We start from the raw sequence: 19,877 nt of genomic DNA on the forward strand, positions 1-19,877 counted from the left end.
TCTATACCTTATTCCTGTAGCGACTGCAGCCAGTCAACTACTTTGTCAGCGCAGACCTCAACCGGCAGGTCCTGTGTAATGCTCAAATCGCACTTGCAACGGGCCATACTGACCGTGTCTGCATAAATTTCTTTTAAATGATCCTGATATTTTATCAGATAGTCTTGAAGTGCATTGGGTGCATCCGACTGCCTGAGCACAAAATGCCTGTTGATCACACGAGATAAACACTGCGCCAATGGCAGATCAAGCAGCACCACATAATCTATCAATGACGCGATGCTGGCACGCGCTTTGCCAAATGGCTCTTCAACAAACAGATATACGGGCCTAGCTGCGATACATTTTTCAAGCGCTTCTTTCATGGCTGGCGTTTTAATTTTTGATACATCCGCCCCGTCTGCGTGCCATTGTCGCAAATTCTGCGGATAGCTCTGAGCATCGACATAGTCATCAAACATTACGCTGGGACATCCGAAACGCGCAGCAAGCATATTTACCAGCGACGTTTTTCCACTTCCTGAAGCGCCGCTAATGGCAACAACAACAGTTTTACGCATGTCAATTTCTTTGTGAGATGAATGTATGACGATCCTATGCCAATACTCGCTCAATACCAATCAATTGTTTTACAAAGGAGAATAGCCCTTTGACAGGTATTCTCCATTGACTGCTACATAAAGGCAGGCAACACCCGTTCTGCCATTAATTGCAGAGTGCTGTTTTCCCTTCGATTGGCAGTCACCACAACCACCAAGCCGAGTTCTTCGACCAAAATAATATACTGACCACCTCCCCCTTGGGCAGACACACTATAGAAACGCTTCTCTCCTGATTGAAGCTCAGCGTTCCACCAGTAATAACCATAGCCCTGTTTAGATACGTCTTTACCACCCCCAAATATGTCTTCATCCCCAGTGTAAAGTTGTGGGCTGATTGCTTTTGCGATGTAACCTTGCGGGATCAACCGTTCACCCTGCCACATACCTTTGTTGCTGGCTAATGTGCCCCACTTGAGCATATCACGGGATGTCATGTTGACCCGCCAGCCTGCTTCAGGAAGGCCGTTATCAGCGGTTTGCCAACGATATTGTTTGATCCCCAGCTTATCTAGCAGCTCTTGCTTGATAAACGCTTCCGCGGATCCGGGCACCACGGCATCAATCACATGCATGATCAGCATCGGGTCATCCTGATATTTAAATGTTTGCGTTTGTGCACTGATGGGAGCACTGCGCTCCAGCAACGCCTGAGCATGTTGCTGACCTTTTAGCTGTTCAGATATTTGTTGCAATCCCTTCTTTTGCTCGTCACTCAGTCGAATACCTGAGCGCATGGTCAGGGCCAGATTGAGCGTGATTTTATCACTGCCTGTTGTCAGCTTGCTGGTATCCAGACCCTTTAAAAAACTCACCACAGGTTTGTCTAGATCTGCCATGCTCAGATAACCCAGCTGAATGGCCCTGCCAAGTGCCATGCTGGTGTACACTTTGGTTGCGGATGCCTGATAATGTGGCAGGTTGATGCGGCCACGGGAATAATAGGACTCAAACACCAGCTTGCCTTTGTGGGCGATAAGTAAGCTGTCAAACTGCCCATGCATGTTGTTTTCTATTTCTTGTGCCAATTTTATTAACAGCGCCCGATTACCACCATCAATACCGGCCACGCCGACAGCCAAGCCGTCGTTTTTTCGCTTTGGCGCTGTATCAATAAATGCGCTTTTAAGCTCTGTAACATCCCGGTACCCTCCCTCTAATTCGGCCTGCGTAGCCTCTATGGGCTGAGTACACTTTGCCATTGTTAACTGACTAAAACTGCCCATAAGTAGGGTTACCACTAAGCTCGTCACTATCTTTTGTTTGATCATGTTACCTCTCCTGTTTGTACAAGCGGTAACCTAGCGAAAGCAGCTCCTCACTACCTGACTTGCGGATGATTTATTAATGACTTTAAGGTAGTAAGGAAATATATTTATTAAATTCAGGATATTATAAAAACAAATGGTGCTTTGCGATAATAGTACAATGCTCTGCTGACTTTGCAGTTACTTCATGAGTGGCTGTAGCAATATCAACACAGAAACTGGCAACCTAGGCGTTATTCAATACATTGCCGCCCGGCTGTTTATTGACTAGACTCCCTGTATTGCCACTAATTTTCCCCAATATGCTACGCGTTTTTCTTATCATTCTGTTGCTGTGTTCTACAGCTGTTTTGTCAAACGACGACAAACTGGTGCTAATCGCCGGCGATAACTGGTGCCCGGTGAATTGTGGCGAAACAGATAAACACAAGGGCTTTATGATTGATGTCGCCACCGAGGCACTGGCCATTTCTGGCTATCAGGTTCGCTATATAGAAATGCCCTGGCTCAGGGCCATACACCAGACCCGGGAAGGAAAAGTACACGCCATTGTGGGCGCCTTTAAAGATGATGCACCAGACTTTTACTTCCCAAAAGTCCCGATACTGAAATTGAGCCCAAATACCTTGTTTACCCTGTCGGACAGCACCTGGACCTATAAAAATCAACATTCACTGAATAAAATTCGCCTCGGGGCAGTACAAGGCTACGATTATGGCAACCTCTTGAATGCCTATCTAAAATCCCACCGTAGCTCGCCCAATAACTACATCACGCTGTTGTCGGGTGACAATGTGGTCTCTCGCAGCCTTAATTTGTTAATCAGCAAACGTATAGATGCATACGTGGATGCCGGACCCGTTGTCTGGTATCAGGCAAAGCAACTTGGGATCAGTGAAAAAATAAAGTCGGTTGGCTCTGTCAGTCCGCCGGAGCCCGCCTACATAGCCTTTTCCCCGCGCCTAAAAAACAGCGAAAAACTGACACTGGCATTAGACTTGGGCGTGCTCAGGCTGCAATTGGACGGTCGCCTTGCTGAAATTGCCAACAAATACGGGCTTCAGGAAATACATTATAAGTAATAGACCCAAGGGCAAATAAAAGGCAGCGTAACGACGCTGCCTTTGCAATACAAACGCTAAGCCCCAGGGGCTGACTATCTAATCAGGCATACAATTAAAATTGATATTTGACTGTAATAGACGTGGTACGACCGTTGATGGTACGCGCCCGAATAATACCCGAGTCAGGAATAATGCCTTCTTCTGCTTCAGTGATCCCTACCGCATTAAACAGGTTGTTAACGTTGAGCGATAAAGACAAGTCATCGCTCATATCATAGCTGGCAAATGCATTAACCTGGGTGTAGCCATCAAATTTCAGCGCGTTATTATCCTGTGCGTAGGCACCGGTTGAGCCAAGCAGGCTTAAACCCACCGCGCCTTGTGCCATGTTGTAACGCGCCATCAAAGAGTAAATAAAGTCTGCCTGGCGCCTTGGCGTGTTGCCCACTACCTCAGGTGACAGAGCATCTTTGGCGATCTCGGCGTCCGTCCAGGTCAGGCTGCCTCTGAAATCAAAGGAGCCAACAAAGTACACCCCTTCAAGTTCAATGCCATGCGCTTCATATTCACGGTCAAAAAAGCGCTGGCTGGTGGCTTCAAAGTTTTGCTCTTCGGTTTGCGCATAAAACGCGGTGGCAAACACACTGCCGTTTTCAAGCCGTTGCTTCAAACCAAATTCAAGCTGAGTTACTTCGTCAATGGCGTCTTCCTTTGCCACACTGCCGTCTGCATTCACTTTGCCAAACAACAGACGATCTGCATTTGCTCTGGCCCCTTCACTGAAACGCCCAAATACCGCCTGCGTTGGGCTGAGCTGATAATTAGCGCCGAGGGAGTAGCTGGTGTAATGCCAGTCGTAATCAACGAGTGACGGATTAGCCAAATCTATGCCCGCAACCTGCTCTTCAGGTTTTGAAATCTCGCCATCGGCATTCACATCCCGCTGCGATACCACAGCCCCCGCATAGGTGCCCGAGGCTTCACCTGAGTCATAACGCACACTGGCATCAACGGTTAAATCGCCCACCTGCGAGGAAACCGCCAGATAAGGCGCGCGGGTTGAATAGTCCGTATTGTAATTACGCTGACAGCAATTGCCCCAGGCAGGTGTCCCGTATGCGTACAAGCCATTGTCAGAAAATGCGGTGCCATCAGCTGCAAATACATCCAAAAGCGCTGCATTCTGCCCTTTTAACTCCAGCAAATAAGAGTTCCACAACCAGGACATTTCAATGGCCTGCTCTGATGCAAAATAGCCAAAGGTTAAAGCGGTATCGCCCAGCTGTTTGGTCAGCTTAATGTCGTTAACCAGCGAGCCAAAGTCCTGCATCTCAACATCAAAAGTATGGATCCGCATCAGATTATCGTCGCTGAATTGACTGCCAGCACTGGCACCATTCGCATATTTTAATGTCGCCCCCTCACCGGCGATGCTCTCGGCGATAGACTGGGCACTGCCCACTTCAGCCGGAAAAGGCGCATTAAACGTGCCTTTTACCTTGGCTACTCTAAACCGGTTTTCAATTTTCCAGTCGTTGCTCAGCTCAAAGCTGGCCTCAACGCCAACGCTGTCTACCTGAGGATGCATGCCATCACGCATATCCCCACGGCGCACTTCGTTGTTGGCACCCAGCCCCTGTGTTTGGGTAAACAAAACCGAATGCGGCGTATCTGACAAGGCATCAAATCCCGGCAGTGAGTCGCCATTGGCATACATGGGCATAGGTAAGTAGCCAGTTGAGCGGTCATCCAGGTGCTTGAGGTAGACTCTGACATAGCCCGACTCAAATTCTTTGGTCAGATTGGCTTTAACCTGCCCACCCTTGTTGCCGGTATAACCGGTATCACGCGGCCCTTCGCCTTGGCGCATAAATCCGCCGATATGGAATCGTACGGTGTCGGACAGATAGGTGCCAAATTCAAAGTCGGTTCTGAATTCGTCATAATCAAGACCCAGAGTCGTTGCAATGCTGCCCGATTCGCTTTCACCCGTTTTTGAAATAAAGTTGATGATGCCACCCGGCGCGTTACTCGCGGCAGTCGAAGCCGAGCCGCCACGAATGGACTCGATTGATTGCACTGTGTTATCCAGGCGCATAAAAATATCAGCATTGCCGAATGCAATATCGCCAAACTGTAATATGGGCAAGCCATCTTCTTGCAATTGCAGGAACTTGGCCCCACCGGCCGCAACCGGTAGTCCGCGTACGGCAATGTTTGCATTGCCCTCTCCCCCGGTTGACTCAGATCTCACCCCAGGTAACAAGCGAAAAGCTTCGGCTGTGGTTCTGGGTGTTGCGACGCTTATCTGCTGAGCAGAAATGCTACTGACAGACACGCTGGATGCCATCACGGTGCGCCTTTGTGGCACGCCTGTCACAATGATTTTTTCCAGCTCATTCTGAGCCTGTGCATTTGCTTGGTCCTGGCTCTGTTGTGCCCACACTGTGGGACTAAGCGCCAGAGTCAGTGCACTGAGTGCAAACCAACCGGGAGTGTATGTTGTCATAATGTGCCTCATTGTTGTCAATTATATATTGCTGGCACCACATTAAGTGGATTTAGATACTTAATCGATTAAGTAAATTAGCAAATATTTGTCGCTTTGCAATCAAAAAATTACACACGACGGGTTTCTAGTTAGATAACGCTATGATTTAGTTTTAAAAGTATTTGAGCTAGTGTGCGTTTGCCAGCCTCAGCTGGGCTGGGTTTTTCCAGTAGTTGTACGCCATCGCCAGCATCAGCAAAGCCGCAAACCCCATCGCCAGTGCAAACCCGTAGCGAATATGGCCAAAATAATCACTGACCATCCCCATCAGCAAAGGCGCCAGGGCTGCAGACAATGCGGTAAAGAACAAGATCACGCCAGCGACCGAGCCATGCTGATGCTTATCGAAGCATGAGATCCCCTTCGAATTAAGTGTGGGGTATATCATCGACATAAAGAGCCCACTGAGTGGCAACGCAATGACGGCAGCATCAACACCAAACACAAAGGTCAGCAGGTAACAAAGAAAAATGGCCGAGCTCAGCGCAAGCATCACGCTCTGCCAGCTGAACAAGTTAAGCAGCCAGACAGCCATAAAGCGCCCCACCGCCCGCAAAATAAAAAAGATGGTCAGTGCATAAGTTGCCAGCAGGCCCCAGCTCCCCTCGTAGGTTTTGAGTAACGTCGGCATCCAGACATAAATGGCGACTTCCGTCGCAACATATAGCGCAATGGCGGCCGAAAAACCCAGTGCATGTTTGTCCTTGAGCATCAGCAGGGTCTGCCTGAATCCACTGCCCTGGCTAACCTGCTTAGCGGGCCGTTCGGGAAACTTCACAGCGAACGTGATTAAACACAGAACGCTGCATAAGCCCCCTGCCAGAATATAGAGGTAAACCCAGCTGACTCCCGACGCCAACATGTAGCTCACCGCCGCCGGACCCACGATGGCGCCGACAGCAAAGAAGCCTTCGACCATGTTCATGGTCCGGGTGTGCGCCTGACTGGTTGGCGTCAAATCGCCTAACAAAGCCAGTGCTGCGGTTTTAAACAGGCCGATCGCCAGGCCAATCACACTCAGTAAGCACACAAAGGTGATAAAGGTTTCACCTATTGCAAAGCCAAAGCAGGCACCGGCAAAGAGCACAAAACCAAGAATGATGGTCGGCTTGTGGCCTATTTTATCCGCCAAAAAGCCCAGCAACAGACCACTGGCGGCAATCCAAATCATTGGCGCGTAATGAAACGCGCTCGCCTGCGTCATGGTTAACTGATAATCCCGGATCAGCTCGGGAATGATCACGCCCACGGCGTCCGATGTCATGGCAAACATAAAAAACATCATGTATGTCAGCCAGCGCAATGCGCCTAAGTTGCTGCTTGTCATAGTTATTACCTCTTAGGTATTGCGGCAAAGCCCGGTTAAGTTTAAAACTCAATCGCACCCTTGTGCCAATTTTCCTGTAAATAGTGCTTGAATATCTTGTCGTGCTGATTAAAGATATAACTTAATCGATTAAGTTTCAACAATGAGAATTGAACTGAACCATGAAAAACCAAGTGCAACTGATAACCTACGCCGATCGCCTAAGCGGTGCAGGCCTGACGGAACTCACTCAGCTGTTGGACGGTCCGTTAGCGGGATTGTTTGGCGGTGTCCATATTCTGCCGTTTTACTACCCGATTGACGGTAGTGATGCCGGGTTCGATCCGATAGACCACAGTGAGGTGGATAAACGACTGGGCAACTGGGCAAGTGTGAAAACACTTGGGGAGCGCTTTGAGATAATGGCCGATTTAATCGTCAATCACGCTTCGGCTCAGTCACCAGAGTTTAAGGATGTACTCAAACACGGCGAACAGTCGCCCTACTGGCCTTTGTTTTTAAAGGAGCAGGATATTTTTCCCGATGGGATCAGTGACGAACAAGCCAAAACGATATTCAGACCCAGGCCAACCAGCTGTTTTACGCCTAAAAAGCTGCAAAATGGTGAAACGGTCAACTTCTGGACCACGTTTACTGATAACCAGGTTGATATCAATGTTGAAACGCCCCAGGGCAAAGCGTATCTGGACAAAATTCTCACTTTGTTTGCCAAAAACAATGTCAAGATTATTCGCCTGGATGCGGCTGGCTATGCCATAAAACGCGCCGGAACAAGCTGCTTTATGACCCCTGAATCATTCGACTTTATTAATCAGTTGTCGCGTCAGGCCAATGCGCTCGGGATGGAAACCATCGCCGAGATCCACAGCCATTATCAGACTCAAATTGACGTAGCATCGAAAGTAGACCGCGTGTACGACTTTGCTTTGCCACCGTTAATCTTACACGCTCTGTTTAGCAATAATGCCGATCCCCTGCTTTGCTGGTTACAGCAATCGCCGCGTAATTGCCTGACAGTACTCGATACCCATGACGGTATTGGCATTGTCGATGCGGGTCCGGACGGTGATAAGCCCGGTCTGCTCAATGCAGAGCAAATTGATACTTTGGTAGAGACCATTCACACCAATAGTCGGGGTGAAAGTAAACAGGCGACCGGTGCCGCTGCCAGCAACGTTGATTTGTACCAGGTCAATTGCACCTACTATGATGCACTGGGTCGCAATGATCTCGATTACCTGATAGCGCGCGCTATTCAGTTCTTTTCCCCCGGCGTCCCGCAAGTTTATTATGGCGGTCTGCTGGCACTGCACAATGATATGGCGTTGCTTGAAAACACCAACGTCGGTCGGGATATCAATCGCAGTTACCTCAATGAACAACAAGTTGAAGACGCGTTATCCAAACCCGTAGTCAGGGGCCTGTGCAAACTGATTGAATTACGAAACCAGAGCAGTGCATTCGATGGAGAGTTTGTTTTGTCAGGGTCAGAAGAAGCGCTCTCTTTACAATGGTGCACTCAGAACGCCCGTGCAAAACTCGACGTTAACCTGGCGACAAGAGAAGCGTTCATTACGCTCAAAGAGACGGACCTTAAAGAGCGCATCTGTCTGGCTGATTTTCTCCAGGCTTAGTAATACCAGGGCAGTCAGATTGACTGCCCAACTCTCAGTTCAAAAGGCAGGCGTATTTGCTGCTTTTCTTTACGGATAAACAAACTTGCCGCCTGTTCGCCCTTGTTTTCGCTGTTTTGATGAATGGTGGTAATGGCAGGTTGAAACAGCTCTGCTTCATCTATGCCATCAAAGCCTACGATCTTGAGCTCCTGTGGGATCTGGATCCCCTGAGCAAGCGCTTCACGGGCGGCGGCCAGCGCAATTAAATCACTCATACAAAGCAATACATTAGGCCTTGGCCGAATGGCTAACGCTTCTTTGGCGGCGATCCGCGCAAAGCGCTCGCTGCTTTCCGGAATATTCCAGATCCTGTCTTCAGGGAGTGTCACCTGGCATGTTTCGAGCGCCTGTCGATATCCCGCCAAGCGTTGGTGTGCGATAGAGGTGCTGAGCTGAGGCAAATGATGATCATAGACCCGGCAGATAAGCTCAGTATCGAGCAATCTCAGCCCCAGGATTGCCACATCAGCCTGCTCAGACGGCGCATTGAACTGCATTAATGCGGCTTTGGCCACTTCCCGGGCTGCACCTTGGTTATCGATATTAACACTGGCCTGATCTTGCAGCTCAAAATCGACGGTCACCACCTGCTTGGTTACCGTTGCCAGCTGTTCAATTAATTTGGGGTTACGCGGACGACCATAACAAATAAAGCCATCGACAAAGTCCACTATATTATTAACGCTGTCGGTATTGCCTGAAAACAACAACAGGTTGATCCCCTGTGGTTCAAGCACTTTAGCAACGCCGCGCATAAAGCTGCTGGCCACGGGGTCAGACACCATATATTCAACGCTATCGGGTAACACCAGGGCAACTATGTTAAACGTGCCCTTTCTTAACGAGCGCGCCGCTTTATTTGGACCAAAATATCCCAACGCCTTGCAGGCCGCCAGGATCTCCTCGCGCTTTTTACTGGAAAGCTGATCGGGTCGATTAAAGGCATTGGATACCGTTGCATTCGACACGCCAAGGTGGGCAGCAATGCTTTTAAGAGTCCATTTTTTTTCTGTCATGGTTCGCTATACAATCTGATTAATAGGCTTAGGCAATCTTTCCCGTATACCTGTACTCAGCGCATCCATGCATACCTGGACTGCCATTGGGGTATGTTTGGAAAAGGGAGTAAGTAAATACACTGAATTTTCGGGTAAGCTGGTGTGTGGCATAAGCCTGATCACATCCGACAAATCATTATTCAAATAAAAATCCGGAACTAAGCCTATTCCTGCCCCAGCCCGAATGAGAGAAACGGTACTATGAAATGCATTTGTGATGCAACTAACCTGAGGAGTTAGTTGTACTTTTTCACCACTTTGGGTCATAAACTGGTGCCTTACCTGTACCCCTTCCCAGGCATTTGCAATGTAAGGGACCTGTGTCAGCTCCTCGTTTAAAAAACGTGGATGTCCGCATAATACGTCGCAAAACGTGCCCAGCCGCTGCTGCCTGAGCGTGCTGTCTTTCGAGGCACCAATGCGAATAGCAATATCGATGTTATGGGCCATCAAGTCCAGATGCTTGTCATCACAAGTCAGTTTAACAACCACCTTAGGGTAGCACTGTATTAACTTTGAAATGGCTGGTGCCAGCAAGGTATCAACCAGCGCATGCGGCGCGGTAATATGAACCTGGCCCTCTGGCTCCCCCTGCTGTGCCTGCACATCATCCCAGGCATCGATTGCAATCTGGTTGAGTGCTTTACACGCCTCATAGAAGCGCTTTCCGGGCTCAGTCAGAGACTGTCGACGGGTTGTTCGTTTAACCAGGACCACACCGAGTTCTTGCTCCAGCGTTTTTAAATGCTGACTGACCACAGACTTTGACACACCCAGCCTGTCTGCTGCCGCAGAGATAGAACCAGCTTCAACGACATGGGCAAACAGCGACATTTTACCAAGTTGGTGCATTTTGATTGTAAGCTTTAACTAAACAGTGTGTTTTATTATCTCTGTTTTTCACATCAATTAATACCATTAAGCTGACCTTACTGAAAACACCACAAGTGGAGTCATTACATGACGCAACAACAAGAGCTGGACTTATGTAAGGCGGGCATTGCCGCGTGGCAGAACGCATTTAATAACCAGGATGCACGTGGCTGCGCAGCACAATATGCCACAGCCTGTATTATGCATGCGCGGCCCATTGGCGAGTTTGACGGGAGGGAAAACATTGAGGCATTCTGGCAAGGCATCATAGATCAGGGTTTCTGTGATGTTGCTTATACCGATGTGGTCTGGGAAAAACACCCTGAAGTTGGCTACCTGCTAAGTGCCAACTGGACGATGAACAAAGCGTTTGGCAAAATCCATGCTGAGCATTGGGTGGTTGAGCAAGACGGCAAGGCCCGCCTGCACAGTGATGATTTTGAGATCCTGGGTGAGCGATAAACTCACCCACTCAATGCTTAGCTAGGCAAGTGCGCTAGTCGACTGCTCTTTCGGGTTAGGGCCATAATCGTTGTCACCCGGCGTACTATCTATCACGTAAAACACCAACAGCACCAGCGGCCCTATCACTGGCACTAAAGAGATCAATATCCACCAACCACTGCGCCCGGTATCGTGCAAGCGGCGAATGCTCAGCGCAATACTGGGGATGATCACGGCCAGCGCATATAGACCACTGAGCAGCCCAAAACCGGATTCTTCGGAATAAAGCCCCAGTGTCATATCGACCAAACCCAGCACAATTGTAACGATGATATTACAAAGCATAAACAGCCAATATTCTTTGCGTCTCGCTCGGCCGTTAAACACTGCATACTTTTTTAACGCAGATAAATAAATGTCGAACACGGGCTTTTCTCCTTGTTAATTTGCGATGCCACAATGGCATAGCCTCAGCACCGGTAGGGCGTGCTGTTTAACAGGATAGACAAAGATCTTTGCAATACAAAGTCAGCCTCGCGTGATGTAAAAATACACCGGTCTCTATTGAGCCGTTCCGCGATTGCTTTCAAGTACCTGGTGCAATTTATTAACCATTTCCTCGAATGCCGCTTTTTTCTCGGGAAACTGCGTCATACCTTGCTGGAACAAATCCATTGCAGTCTGATATTCCCGTATTTCTGCATAACACTGGGCTTTGTAATACAAGGCTGTGGCGCCGGGTGATATCGCCAGAGAATGGTCAAATGCATTGATGGCATCCTGAAACTGACCATGATCCATCAAAATAAATGCGATGTTGTCGACAGCTTCTATGAACATTGGAAAGATGTCTAACGCTTCGTGGTAAAGATCCAGTGCCTGAGAAAATTGTTTTTGCTCACTCAGCGCATAGGCCTCGCGATATTTTGCGTTGGCAGATGCAATCAGTTCATCCACTTTTTGGCCAGTAACGTCAGCGTATTTATTAAAATCGTTATGTTTCAAATAGTCCACATACCCTGCTCGCTCAAGCTCGGTTACTTCCTGATTACCCAGTCGACGCCATCCCTCAGACAGGACAGCCTGAGACAGAGGCGCATGGCGCAGTTCAATGGTGAGGTTTTTAATATCTTGTAGCGTCGGCTTGCTTTCAGACGGGGTATACATAACGGCATGGTAAGTCGGCTCTGCCGGCACATCGCTATCAATACTGACCAGTTTAAGGGCTTGCCACTGCGTATCTTGTTTTATATACACGTCACCCGCCGTACCACGCGCCAGGGAGTGGCCACTTTTCAGCAATAATACAGCAGCAAAAACAGACCCCAATACTTTAAAAACCTGACTCATAGTATTCCTTATTTAACATACTTACTTCTTCTGGCCGCACGATGGACGCTTAAGCCAACAATAAAAGACACATTGTAAACTTTAACGGGACAAGTAACAAATACAGGGCAACAAGCGCAGACATACGCGCAATAAAAAACGCGGTGACCGACAAGGTACACCGCGTTTTTTATCAGCCTATCAGCGCGATTACTTAAGCGCCTGCTCAACAATCGGGTAATGATCCCAGACTTGCTTATCGGCAAGTGAGCGAACCAGCTTCACGTACTCAGCATGCGTCCACGCCAGTGGTGTTGCGGAGTTGGTGCCCTCGCCCAGTGTATAACCAAACGGGTTCACACCCACGCCATCCCACACCTGCTCGGGCAGCATTAGGCCTTCATTTGCAAAATGCTCCATGCCTTTGATGTAAGTGTATTTGATACGCTTAACCGCATTGTCATCCAGCGCATTAGCCTGGCTGGCCGCTGCAATTTCGTAATGACCGCGCTCACCTGTGAAGAAAGGCCATACCCGACCACGCTGACCGGCTGTGTTCTGACCCTGCTCAGCATAGTTGGTCCCGCGTACCTCATCTTCTCCATAGCCGTCGTTGCCATAGCGGCGGTAGCCTGGATAACTGTTCGGGTCCCCGGCAAAGTTAAAGCTGTATTTAACTCGCAGGTTCTCCGGCAGGTTTTCATCTTCGTACTCTGGCAAGGTATTGGTAATGCTGCTGGCATCTGCCGCTCTGACGCCATAGCGTACAAGCTCGAGGAAGCCGCCATCAATGATCTGCTTCTTATCCATACCCGCACGGCCATTGTTGTCGCTTAGCTTAGTATCGGTATTCGGGTTGGCGTCTTTGCCAATGCGGAAGAAATATTTACCATCGCTTTGCTTAGAAGGCAGGTTACCCTCAGTGGTGAACATAGTCGATTCCACTTCACTGTCGTAGCGCTTGGCTGTTGCCATATAACGCTCACTGCCGGCTTTATCTCCGGCCAGTTTCGCAATGTCACTGGCAGCGACCAGACCCGCGATAATGGCAGCGGTTGTCGATGGTGAATAGCCGTCCTGCTCTTCCCAACGCTCCTGTTGTGTTGCCGGTGGTGTAATTTGCGTGTCATTCCAGAGGATTTTTGCCAATCCGCCATCGACTAAGAACTCGGCCGCTGGTTGGAGCATACGCTTGTACCAGTAAGCAAGCTTCTCATCGCTCAGTACACCGGCCTGCCAGAGTTTCCACGCCAGCATAATCGGCATAGCAGTTTGGTCCAACTGCACGCCTACCCACTCCAGCTCACCGTCAACATGGGTTTTTTGTAAGAACCAGCCGGTGTCGCCGTGGTTGCCAGGCGTCTTGTCTGTAACCTGTACTTTTTCCAGATATTCAAATGCGGTCAGTGCAGTTTGCGGATCGCCCATGGCCAAAAATGCCATCGCAACCTGATAGAAGTCGCGCACCCAGACCGCTTTATAACCGGTGTGGCCTTGCTCAGCCGCCACGGTGTCACCCCAGGGGTTAGACAAAGAGGCAATCAAAGCACCTGCGTGGGTTTTATCTTCTTGCGCTTTTAACACCAAAGCACTGGTGTAAAGTAGTTTACCCTGATCGGCCGTGTAACCGCTGAGCTTTTGCATAGGCTCAAGACTGTTCAGGTAGTCGCGCCAGCCAATGGCTTCTCCCTCACCATTGTAGTGGGCCAGCACCTGCTGATAACCACGGGCCAGTGACTGAGCACCTTCCTGGAAACTCGCGCTTTGCGATGTGCCAAAGCTCAGTGCCAGGTCGAATGTCGCCTGCTTGTCCACGTCACCCAGCTCCGCCAGCCAATTAACGTTGCCGCTTTGTGCACCTGTGCTGATGTAACGCTGTGCCATTGACTGATTTGCCTTAAGCTGCGCCAGGCCATCGCTCTGACCGGTAAAGCCCACGCTTGCCTGCTTAAAGCCCGTGCTGCTTTGCAGTGTCAGATAATTGTCTCCTTCCCAGGCAACCAGGCCCTGCTCAGTGACTTTCGCATAATCGTTCAGGCCGTTGTTATTCACATACGGGTTCACGTTCACGAACAGCTTCACGCCATCAAGCGCTGTGTGTACCTTAGCCCGGACGAACAGCGTTTGCCCGTCAGGATCGGTGAATATGTGTTTCTCAAGCGTAAAACGGCCTTGCTTGTCTTTGCTTGTCACTTTGTATGCTAAAGACAGCGGACGACCTTGCGCATCTTTATCGAGGTAATCGATGCTGACGTCCAGCGCATCTTGCTCCGTTACCGTAAAATCCGGGCCGGTAACAATAAACTGCATGTCTTTGATCTGCGCCTGGTGAATAAGACCAAACATGGTTTCCGTGATCATGCCTTGGGCGATGGAAAACCACACTTTTGATACGGCTTTTGTACTTGCCTGATCAGAATACTGGCCCTGCTTGTAAGCTTCGTAAGAAGTGCCAATGCCGGTTTTACCTGAGTAAGCCCAGTATGGTTTGTCACCCGGTGCGCCTGGCGCAGCTTGTTGCGATTGAGCCGCATTGTTGGCACTGCCGCAACCAACGAGTCCGGCCGTAATCAAAGCCAGGGTTAAACTAGATAGTTTTTTCATAAAGTCTCCTTGGGTGGTGTTATTCTTGTTCGATTTTCACCCGCATCACAGCAACCGCTGCAAGCAGGAACGACACACCACCAACCACTAATGCAAAAATCGGTTGATTATCAAATAGGTTTCTCAGGATCAGGCCAAGTACACTGGCCGCCATCAGCTGCGGGATCACGATGAAGAAGTTAAAGATCCCCATAAAGACGCCCATTTTGTGAGCTGGCAATGAATTACTCAGCATGGCGTAAGGCAGCGACAGGATTGAGGCCCACGCAAAGCCAATGCCAATCATTGGCAGCCAAAGCAGGCTCGGATCGGCAATCATTTTAAAGCTCAATAATGCGCCTGCGCCCAGTAATAAGTTAATGCAGTGTGCGCCACGCATGCCCAGACGATTCACCATCACAGGGATACACACAGCAGCCAGTGCGGCAAAACCGTTGTAGGCGGCAAACAGTACACCCACCCAATCGGCCCCATCGTTATAGGCTTTGCTCGTTACCTCGGTCGTGCCGTAGTGAAAACTGGTGACCGCAGAGGTGGTATAGATCCACATAGCAAACAAGGCAAACCAGCTGAAGAATTGCACCACGGCAAGCTGACGCATGGTGCCGGGCATAGTAAAGACATCGTAGATAACGTTATAAAAACCACCTGAGGTGCTGCCGCGCTGCTGCAGGTAGCCAGCAATTAACAGGACCAGCGTAAAGGATAAGAACAATCCGCTCAGCAGATACAGCTCTTTTTCTAGTTGCATTCCAATTACAGCAGCCAGGATCCCCCCACCAATCACGCCAGAAATAAGTGCTGCGCGCGCATAGTTGATCACCTGATAGCTCTGACTGGTTTGCGTTTCAACCGCTTCACCAGCAAACTCCGCCAGCTGCTGTGGCGTGTACTCTTTGGTTTTTAGGATGGTCCAGCCCACCGCAAAAAACAGCACCACACCACCGAAATAGAAGGCATACTTAACAGACTCAGGGATCTGACCTGCTTCAGCGGTATTGCTGATCCCAAACCAGTTAGTCATCATCCAGGGCAAGGCCGATGCCACCACGGCACCTACGCCAATAAAGAAGCTTTGCATCGCATAACCATTGGCGCGCTGCTTTTCGTTGAGATTGTCACCTACCAGTGCGCGAAATGGCTCCATGGTAACGTTGATTGACGCATCCATGATCCACAGCATACCCGCCGCTATCCAGAGTGTCGGAGAGTTCGGCATAAAGAATAACGACAAGGTGGTCAGAATGGCACCATACAAAAAGAAAGGTCGTCTGCGGCCCAGCTTGCCCCAGGTGCGGTCACTCCAGTAACCAATAATTGGCTGCACAATCAAGCCTGTTAATGGAGCGGCAACCCAGAGAATGGGAATATCATCGACTTTGGCGCCCAGCGTCTGAAAGATCCGGCTCACATTACCGTTTTGCAGTGCAAAGCCAAACTGGATCCCCAGAAAGCCAAAGCACATGTTCCAGATCTGCCAGAAACTGAGTTGTGGTTTTTGTTTTTGCATATTAATTCTCTAGTTCAAAGACCGCACTGGCCAGTGGTGCCAGGGTGACTGTCAGCTGATTATTGTTAAGCGCAACCTGCCCATGTTGTTCCAGTCTGTCAATCGCATTGCCCTGCCAGCCAGCAGGCAAAGTGACAGAGACAGTTTGAGGAGCGTCTGCATCAAAGTTGCTGATCACAACCAGACGTTGTGACTCGCTCTGACGGCCAAACCCAATGACATTGGTTGCGCTTTGACCGCTGCGCGTTGTGACTGGTGTTGAGACTAACTCGCCCTGCGCTATCGCACTAAATGAGGCCATGTTCATCAGTTTTTGATAATAAGCACGCAACGCCTTTTGCTCTTCGCTCAGCAAGGCACCATCAAATTTGCCCTGGTTCATCCAGGCCTGATGGGCCGGTACACCGATGTAATCGAAGATGCTGGTGCGGCTGGGCTTGCCGAACCCGGCCATTTCTGAGCCGTCTTCACCCACGCTCTGCGCAAAATACAATAAGGTTGGTGACTGACTGAGCAAATGACTCACCACCATGGCGGGTTTGCCTTTATTGGCATCACCCGCAAACTCGGGGCTGGCAATACGTTGCTCATCGTGGTTTTCTAAAAAGTGCAGCATGTGCGGTGCAATATCCTTAACACTGGCATGCACATCCAGCACCTGCTGCGCCGTGCCTTTGCCTTGCATCAGGGCTTTGAGCGAATCGTACAAGCCCACTTTGTCGTACAGGTAGTCCATCTTGCCCTGTTCAATATAAGCACGGTAAAGCGTTGGGTTATACACCTCGGCAAGCAAGAAGGCGTCGGGGTTTTTCATCTTGATAGACGCATTGAGAAAGCTCCAGAATTCAACGGGCACCATCTCGGCCATATCATAACGGAAGCCATCTACGCCCTTGTCCAGCCAGTAATAGGTGATATCGCGAAACTTATACCAGCTGTCTGGCAGTTTTTTATCCTGCCAGAATGCATAGTGGGCACGGTAATCAAGCTGGGCATACTGCGCCGGCAAGGTAGCAAAATCGTAGCTGCCATCGGGCTTAACACCGTAATTCACTTTGACGGTTTCATACCAGTCATGAATATGGGGCTGCGCGGCACGTGCGCCGTTACCGGTCCATTTGGCCGGGCTTTCAGTGAACTGGCCATCGGCAAGCGGGTGTGGCTCGCCGCCAAGTACCTGATAGTCTTGCGAGCTTGGCACGCTAAAATCTTCGCCGGTCACATAATAAAAGTTGTTATCACGAGCATAGGTCACTGAGGTGTCGTCATTTGCACCGAAGTCGCTGATACCTTGCGGTGCGCTGAGCGATTGATAGTTTCGGGCAACGTGGTTGGGCACTATGTCAATCACCACTTTCATGCCCGCTTCATGGGTACGGGCTATCAGGGCTTCAAATTCAGCCAGTCTGTTGGCCGGGTTCACGGCCAGGTCCGGATTGACGTTGTAATAGTCTTTTACCGCATAGGGTGAACCCGCACGGCCTTTAACCACATCCGGGTCGTCCAGGACTATCCCATACTCGGTGTAATCCCCCACCAAGGCATGATGCAAAACCCCGGTATACCAGACGTGGCTCACGCCCATGGCTTTGATTTCGGACAGGGCTTTAGGGGTGAAATCAGCGAACTTGCCTACGCCATTTTGTTCTTTTGTGCCCCAGGGAATATTGTTGCTATTGGTGTTACCGAACAGGCGAGTGAAAACCTGATAAACAACTGGCTTTGCGTCGCTGTGCTGCGCTGCCAGATTTTGAGTATCGGTGATTGGTGTCTTGTTGTCGTTAGTACTGTTGCAGGCGCTCAGTACCACAGAGCCGGTGATCAGCCCAAGAGCAATCACCAGCGGTTTTATTGTCATCATAATATTGTCATTTTTAGTATTTTCAATGAGTCTACTGACTTGGTATTCACGGGTGAACCGCTTGCATACGTATTCAGAGTCCCTATTCATCCACGCGTCATGTTCAACATTCTTAGTGCTCTGATGTAAACACTGCTCAGGGACAAAGAATGTCGATTTATCGCATCCTCGCCAATCGCTCAAGCTGCGCACGGTGGTTTTCAAAATTTAATCCGCACCGGGCAATGTAATCCTGTACCTGTGATAAGTCGTACTTGTTCGCCTCCTCATTGCCTGCGATCAATTGAGACTGCTCCGGATAAATGCCGTAACCGGCAAGTAAACAGTGCCAGCTTACAGAGGGGTAATATTTGTCGATATCCTGACGATGTAATTCATCCGATAAGTTTTTGCCCGACACCCAGGTTTGCAATACGTCATATAAAGAACGTGAGAGCTGGTTGTTGTTCGCGTTGTCGCGCCAGTATTGGGTATCGGTTCTGCTGTTTACACGATAATGCGCCACAATGTAGTCACGAATGGCCTGATAGCGTGCATCGAGTGACTGGTTATGTCTGGTTTTGAGCTTATCGGTGAACTCGCCGTCCTGATAGCATTCAATAAAACTTTGAACGGTTTCCTGAACGATATGAAGCGCCGTCGCTTCCAGCGGCTCAATAAACCCTTGCGACAGTCCAATGGCAAGACAATTCTTATGCCAGTGTTTTTTGACCTGCCCCACCTTCATAGTTAAATGACGCGCTTCAACCTCACTGTCCAGTAACCCCAGTGCGGTACGTAATTCGGTCTCAGCTTTATCTGGATCGCAATAGCGTCGGCTGTAAACATAGCCGTTACCAATGCGGTTGGTCAGCGGGATATGCCAGCTCCAGCCAAATTTTCTGGCAATAGATTGGGTTTCTGACGAAATCACCTCGCCCTGCTCGGTTGGCAACACCACAGCGGCGTCGTTAAATAAGTTATTGGCAAAGGAGTCGAAGCCCACTTCTAAATGCTGCTGCATCAATAAACTGCGAAAGCCGGAGCAATCAATAAAGACATCTCCGGTGACTTCCATACCGGCTTCACAGATCAGGGCCGCTATATCTCCATCGGGATGTTTACGCACATCGCTGACATTGGCCTGAATATGCTCTACCCCTAAATCGCGGGCTGTTTGAGCTAAGAAGAGCCCAAGCTTACCGGCATCAAAATGATAGCCATAGTTGATTTCAAACGGAAAATGATGCGCAGCGATCGGCGCTTTAGCCTGCTCTGCCAGATAGGTGGTAAGGAAAAATGGGTCCGGGTGGCCCGCTACATCAATCGCTTTTCTTCGTACAAAGCTGTTGTGAAAAAAGGCAGGTGCTGAATAATCATCGGGCTGTGAAGGAAAAGGATGAAAGTAGCTGCTAAAGCCGGGGCGCGTTGACCAGTCAACAAAGCGAATGCCGTTTTTATACGTTGCGTTACACGCTGGCATCCACTGCGCTTCACTGATCCCCATAAAGTCCATAAAGCCCTTAAACTGGGGGGTGGACCCTTCGCCAACACCAATGATGCCAATATCCGGTGATTCAACCAGGGCAATCTCAATCGGCTGGTCCTGCCAACTTTTTGCCATCAGGTTGGCCGCCATCCACCCGGCGGTACCACCACCTAAAATAACGATTCTCTTTTTATTCATCATTTTCACCTCATAAAACAAAGCCACCAGTAAACTGGTGGCTTTTT

General features: G+C 49.5%; 15 protein-coding genes. 3 read left to right on the top strand and 12 right to left on the bottom strand.

Features of this window, described 5'->3' with window-relative positions:
• Positions 1-8: 8 nt before the first annotated feature.
• Both TW77_RS08550 and TW77_RS08555 read right to left on the bottom strand, forming a co-directional pair.
• A complete protein-coding gene (locus TW77_RS08550; RefSeq protein ID WP_046004532.1) occupies positions 9-560 on the bottom strand; it encodes a hypothetical protein in 552 nt (183 codons plus the stop codon).
• Between the two features lie 113 nt (positions 561-673).
• Positions 674-1,870, bottom strand: a complete 1,197-nt coding sequence (locus tag TW77_RS08555; protein WP_046004533.1) for a serine hydrolase domain-containing protein — start codon at positions 1,868-1,870, stop codon at positions 674-676.
• Between the two features lie 299 nt (positions 1,871-2,169).
• On the opposite strand from TW77_RS08555, the gene TW77_RS08560 reads away from it, so the two are divergent.
• The gene (locus tag TW77_RS08560) at positions 2,170-2,949 is read left to right on the top strand and encodes a substrate-binding periplasmic protein (protein WP_046004534.1); all 780 of its coding nucleotides are present in this window, start codon (positions 2,170-2,172) and stop codon (positions 2,947-2,949) included.
• A 94-nt stretch (positions 2,950-3,043) separates the two neighbouring features.
• On the opposite strand, the gene TW77_RS08565 is transcribed toward TW77_RS08560, so the two are convergent.
• Positions 3,044-5,440: a TonB-dependent siderophore receptor gene (locus tag TW77_RS08565; RefSeq protein WP_046004535.1), complete on the bottom strand. Its 2,397-nt coding sequence runs from the start codon at positions 5,438-5,440 to the stop codon at positions 3,044-3,046.
• A gap of 169 nt (positions 5,441-5,609) precedes the next feature.
• On the bottom strand, positions 5,610-6,809 hold the full coding sequence (locus tag TW77_RS08570; protein ID WP_046004536.1) for an MFS transporter: 1,200 nt from the start codon (positions 6,807-6,809) through the stop codon (positions 5,610-5,612).
• A 161-nt stretch (positions 6,810-6,970) separates the two neighbouring features.
• Here TW77_RS08570 and gtfA point away from each other — a divergent pair, with 161 nt between their 5' ends.
• Positions 6,971-8,443 carry a sucrose phosphorylase gene (gene gtfA / locus TW77_RS08575; RefSeq protein WP_046004537.1) on the top strand — a complete coding sequence of 491 codons (1,473 nt, stop codon included), beginning with the start codon at positions 6,971-6,973 and terminating at the stop codon, positions 8,441-8,443.
• 14 nt (positions 8,444-8,457) lie between these two features.
• On the opposite strand, the gene TW77_RS08580 is transcribed toward gtfA, so the two are convergent.
• Both TW77_RS08580 and TW77_RS08585 read right to left on the bottom strand, forming a co-directional pair.
• Positions 8,458-9,501: a LacI family DNA-binding transcriptional regulator gene (locus TW77_RS08580; RefSeq protein ID WP_046004538.1), complete on the bottom strand. Its 1,044-nt coding sequence runs from the start codon at positions 9,499-9,501 to the stop codon at positions 8,458-8,460.
• Between the two features lie 6 nt (positions 9,502-9,507).
• Complete coding sequence (locus TW77_RS08585) at positions 9,508-10,395, bottom strand: LysR family transcriptional regulator (RefSeq protein ID WP_046004539.1); 888 nt, start codon at positions 10,393-10,395, stop codon at positions 9,508-9,510.
• A 108-nt stretch (positions 10,396-10,503) separates the two neighbouring features.
• On the opposite strand from TW77_RS08585, the gene TW77_RS08590 reads away from it, so the two are divergent.
• Positions 10,504-10,878 (top strand): isochorismatase, encoded by a 375-nt coding sequence (locus TW77_RS08590; protein WP_046004540.1) that lies wholly within the window; start codon positions 10,504-10,506, stop codon positions 10,876-10,878.
• 21 nt (positions 10,879-10,899) lie between these two features.
• Here the strand turns inward: TW77_RS08590 and TW77_RS08595 are convergent, their stop codons facing one another.
• From TW77_RS08595 to TW77_RS08620, 6 genes are all read right to left on the bottom strand, one after another.
• Positions 10,900-11,286 (bottom strand): DUF805 domain-containing protein, encoded by a 387-nt coding sequence (locus TW77_RS08595; RefSeq protein ID WP_046004541.1) that lies wholly within the window; start codon positions 11,284-11,286, stop codon positions 10,900-10,902.
• A gap of 135 nt (positions 11,287-11,421) precedes the next feature.
• Positions 11,422-12,210: a tetratricopeptide repeat protein gene (locus tag TW77_RS08600; protein ID WP_046004542.1), complete on the bottom strand. Its 789-nt coding sequence runs from the start codon at positions 12,208-12,210 to the stop codon at positions 11,422-11,424.
• Positions 12,211-12,399: 189 nt separating this feature from the next.
• Entirely contained in the window at positions 12,400-14,793 is a 2,394-nt protein-coding gene (locus TW77_RS08605) for a glycoside hydrolase family 15 protein (RefSeq protein ID WP_046004543.1), read from the bottom strand.
• Between the two features lie 19 nt (positions 14,794-14,812).
• Positions 14,813-16,303, bottom strand: coding sequence for an MFS transporter (locus TW77_RS08610; RefSeq protein WP_046004544.1), 1,491 nt, complete (start codon positions 16,301-16,303; stop codon positions 14,813-14,815).
• A 1-nt stretch (position 16,304) separates the two neighbouring features.
• Positions 16,305-18,161, bottom strand: coding sequence for an alpha-amylase family glycosyl hydrolase (locus tag TW77_RS08615; protein WP_046004592.1), 1,857 nt, complete (start codon positions 18,159-18,161; stop codon positions 16,305-16,307).
• Between the two features lie 160 nt (positions 18,162-18,321).
• On the bottom strand, positions 18,322-19,830 hold the full coding sequence (locus TW77_RS08620; protein WP_046004545.1) for a tryptophan halogenase family protein: 1,509 nt from the start codon (positions 19,828-19,830) through the stop codon (positions 18,322-18,324).
• Between the last annotated feature and the right edge of the window lie 47 nt (positions 19,831-19,877).

This window comes from Pseudoalteromonas rubra (assembly GCF_000967655.1).
Classification (GTDB): Bacteria; Pseudomonadota; Gammaproteobacteria; order Enterobacterales; family Alteromonadaceae; genus Pseudoalteromonas; species Pseudoalteromonas rubra_A.

Excerpts from the sequence above, each read along its gene's own strand:
- TW77_RS08550 (WP_046004532.1), bottom strand. The coding sequence starts at position 560 with ATGCGTAAAACTGTTGTTGTTGCCATTAGCGGCGCTTCAGGAAGTGGA.
- TW77_RS08555 (WP_046004533.1), bottom strand. The coding sequence starts at position 1,870 with ATGATCAAACAAAAGATAGTGACGAGCTTAGTGGTAACCCTACTTATG.
- TW77_RS08560 (WP_046004534.1), top strand. The coding sequence starts at position 2,170 with ATGCTACGCGTTTTTCTTATCATTCTGTTGCTGTGTTCTACAGCTGTT.
- TW77_RS08565 (WP_046004535.1), bottom strand. The coding sequence starts at position 5,440 with ATGACAACATACACTCCCGGTTGGTTTGCACTCAGTGCACTGACTCTG.
- TW77_RS08570 (WP_046004536.1), bottom strand. The coding sequence starts at position 6,809 with ATGACAAGCAGCAACTTAGGCGCATTGCGCTGGCTGACATACATGATG.
- gtfA (WP_046004537.1), top strand. The coding sequence starts at position 6,971 with ATGAAAAACCAAGTGCAACTGATAACCTACGCCGATCGCCTAAGCGGT.
- TW77_RS08580 (WP_046004538.1), bottom strand. The coding sequence starts at position 9,501 with ATGACAGAAAAAAAATGGACTCTTAAAAGCATTGCTGCCCACCTTGGC.
- TW77_RS08585 (WP_046004539.1), bottom strand. The coding sequence starts at position 10,395 with ATGCACCAACTTGGTAAAATGTCGCTGTTTGCCCATGTCGTTGAAGCT.
- TW77_RS08590 (WP_046004540.1), top strand. The coding sequence starts at position 10,504 with ATGACGCAACAACAAGAGCTGGACTTATGTAAGGCGGGCATTGCCGCG.
- TW77_RS08600 (WP_046004542.1), bottom strand. The coding sequence starts at position 12,210 with ATGAGTCAGGTTTTTAAAGTATTGGGGTCTGTTTTTGCTGCTGTATTA.
- TW77_RS08605 (WP_046004543.1), bottom strand. The coding sequence starts at position 14,793 with ATGAAAAAACTATCTAGTTTAACCCTGGCTTTGATTACGGCCGGACTC.
- TW77_RS08610 (WP_046004544.1), bottom strand. The coding sequence starts at position 16,303 with ATGCAAAAACAAAAACCACAACTCAGTTTCTGGCAGATCTGGAACATG.
- TW77_RS08615 (WP_046004592.1), bottom strand. The coding sequence starts at position 18,161 with ATGACAATAAAACCGCTGGTGATTGCTCTTGGGCTGATCACCGGCTCT.
- TW77_RS08620 (WP_046004545.1), bottom strand. The coding sequence starts at position 19,830 with ATGAATAAAAAGAGAATCGTTATTTTAGGTGGTGGTACCGCCGGGTGG.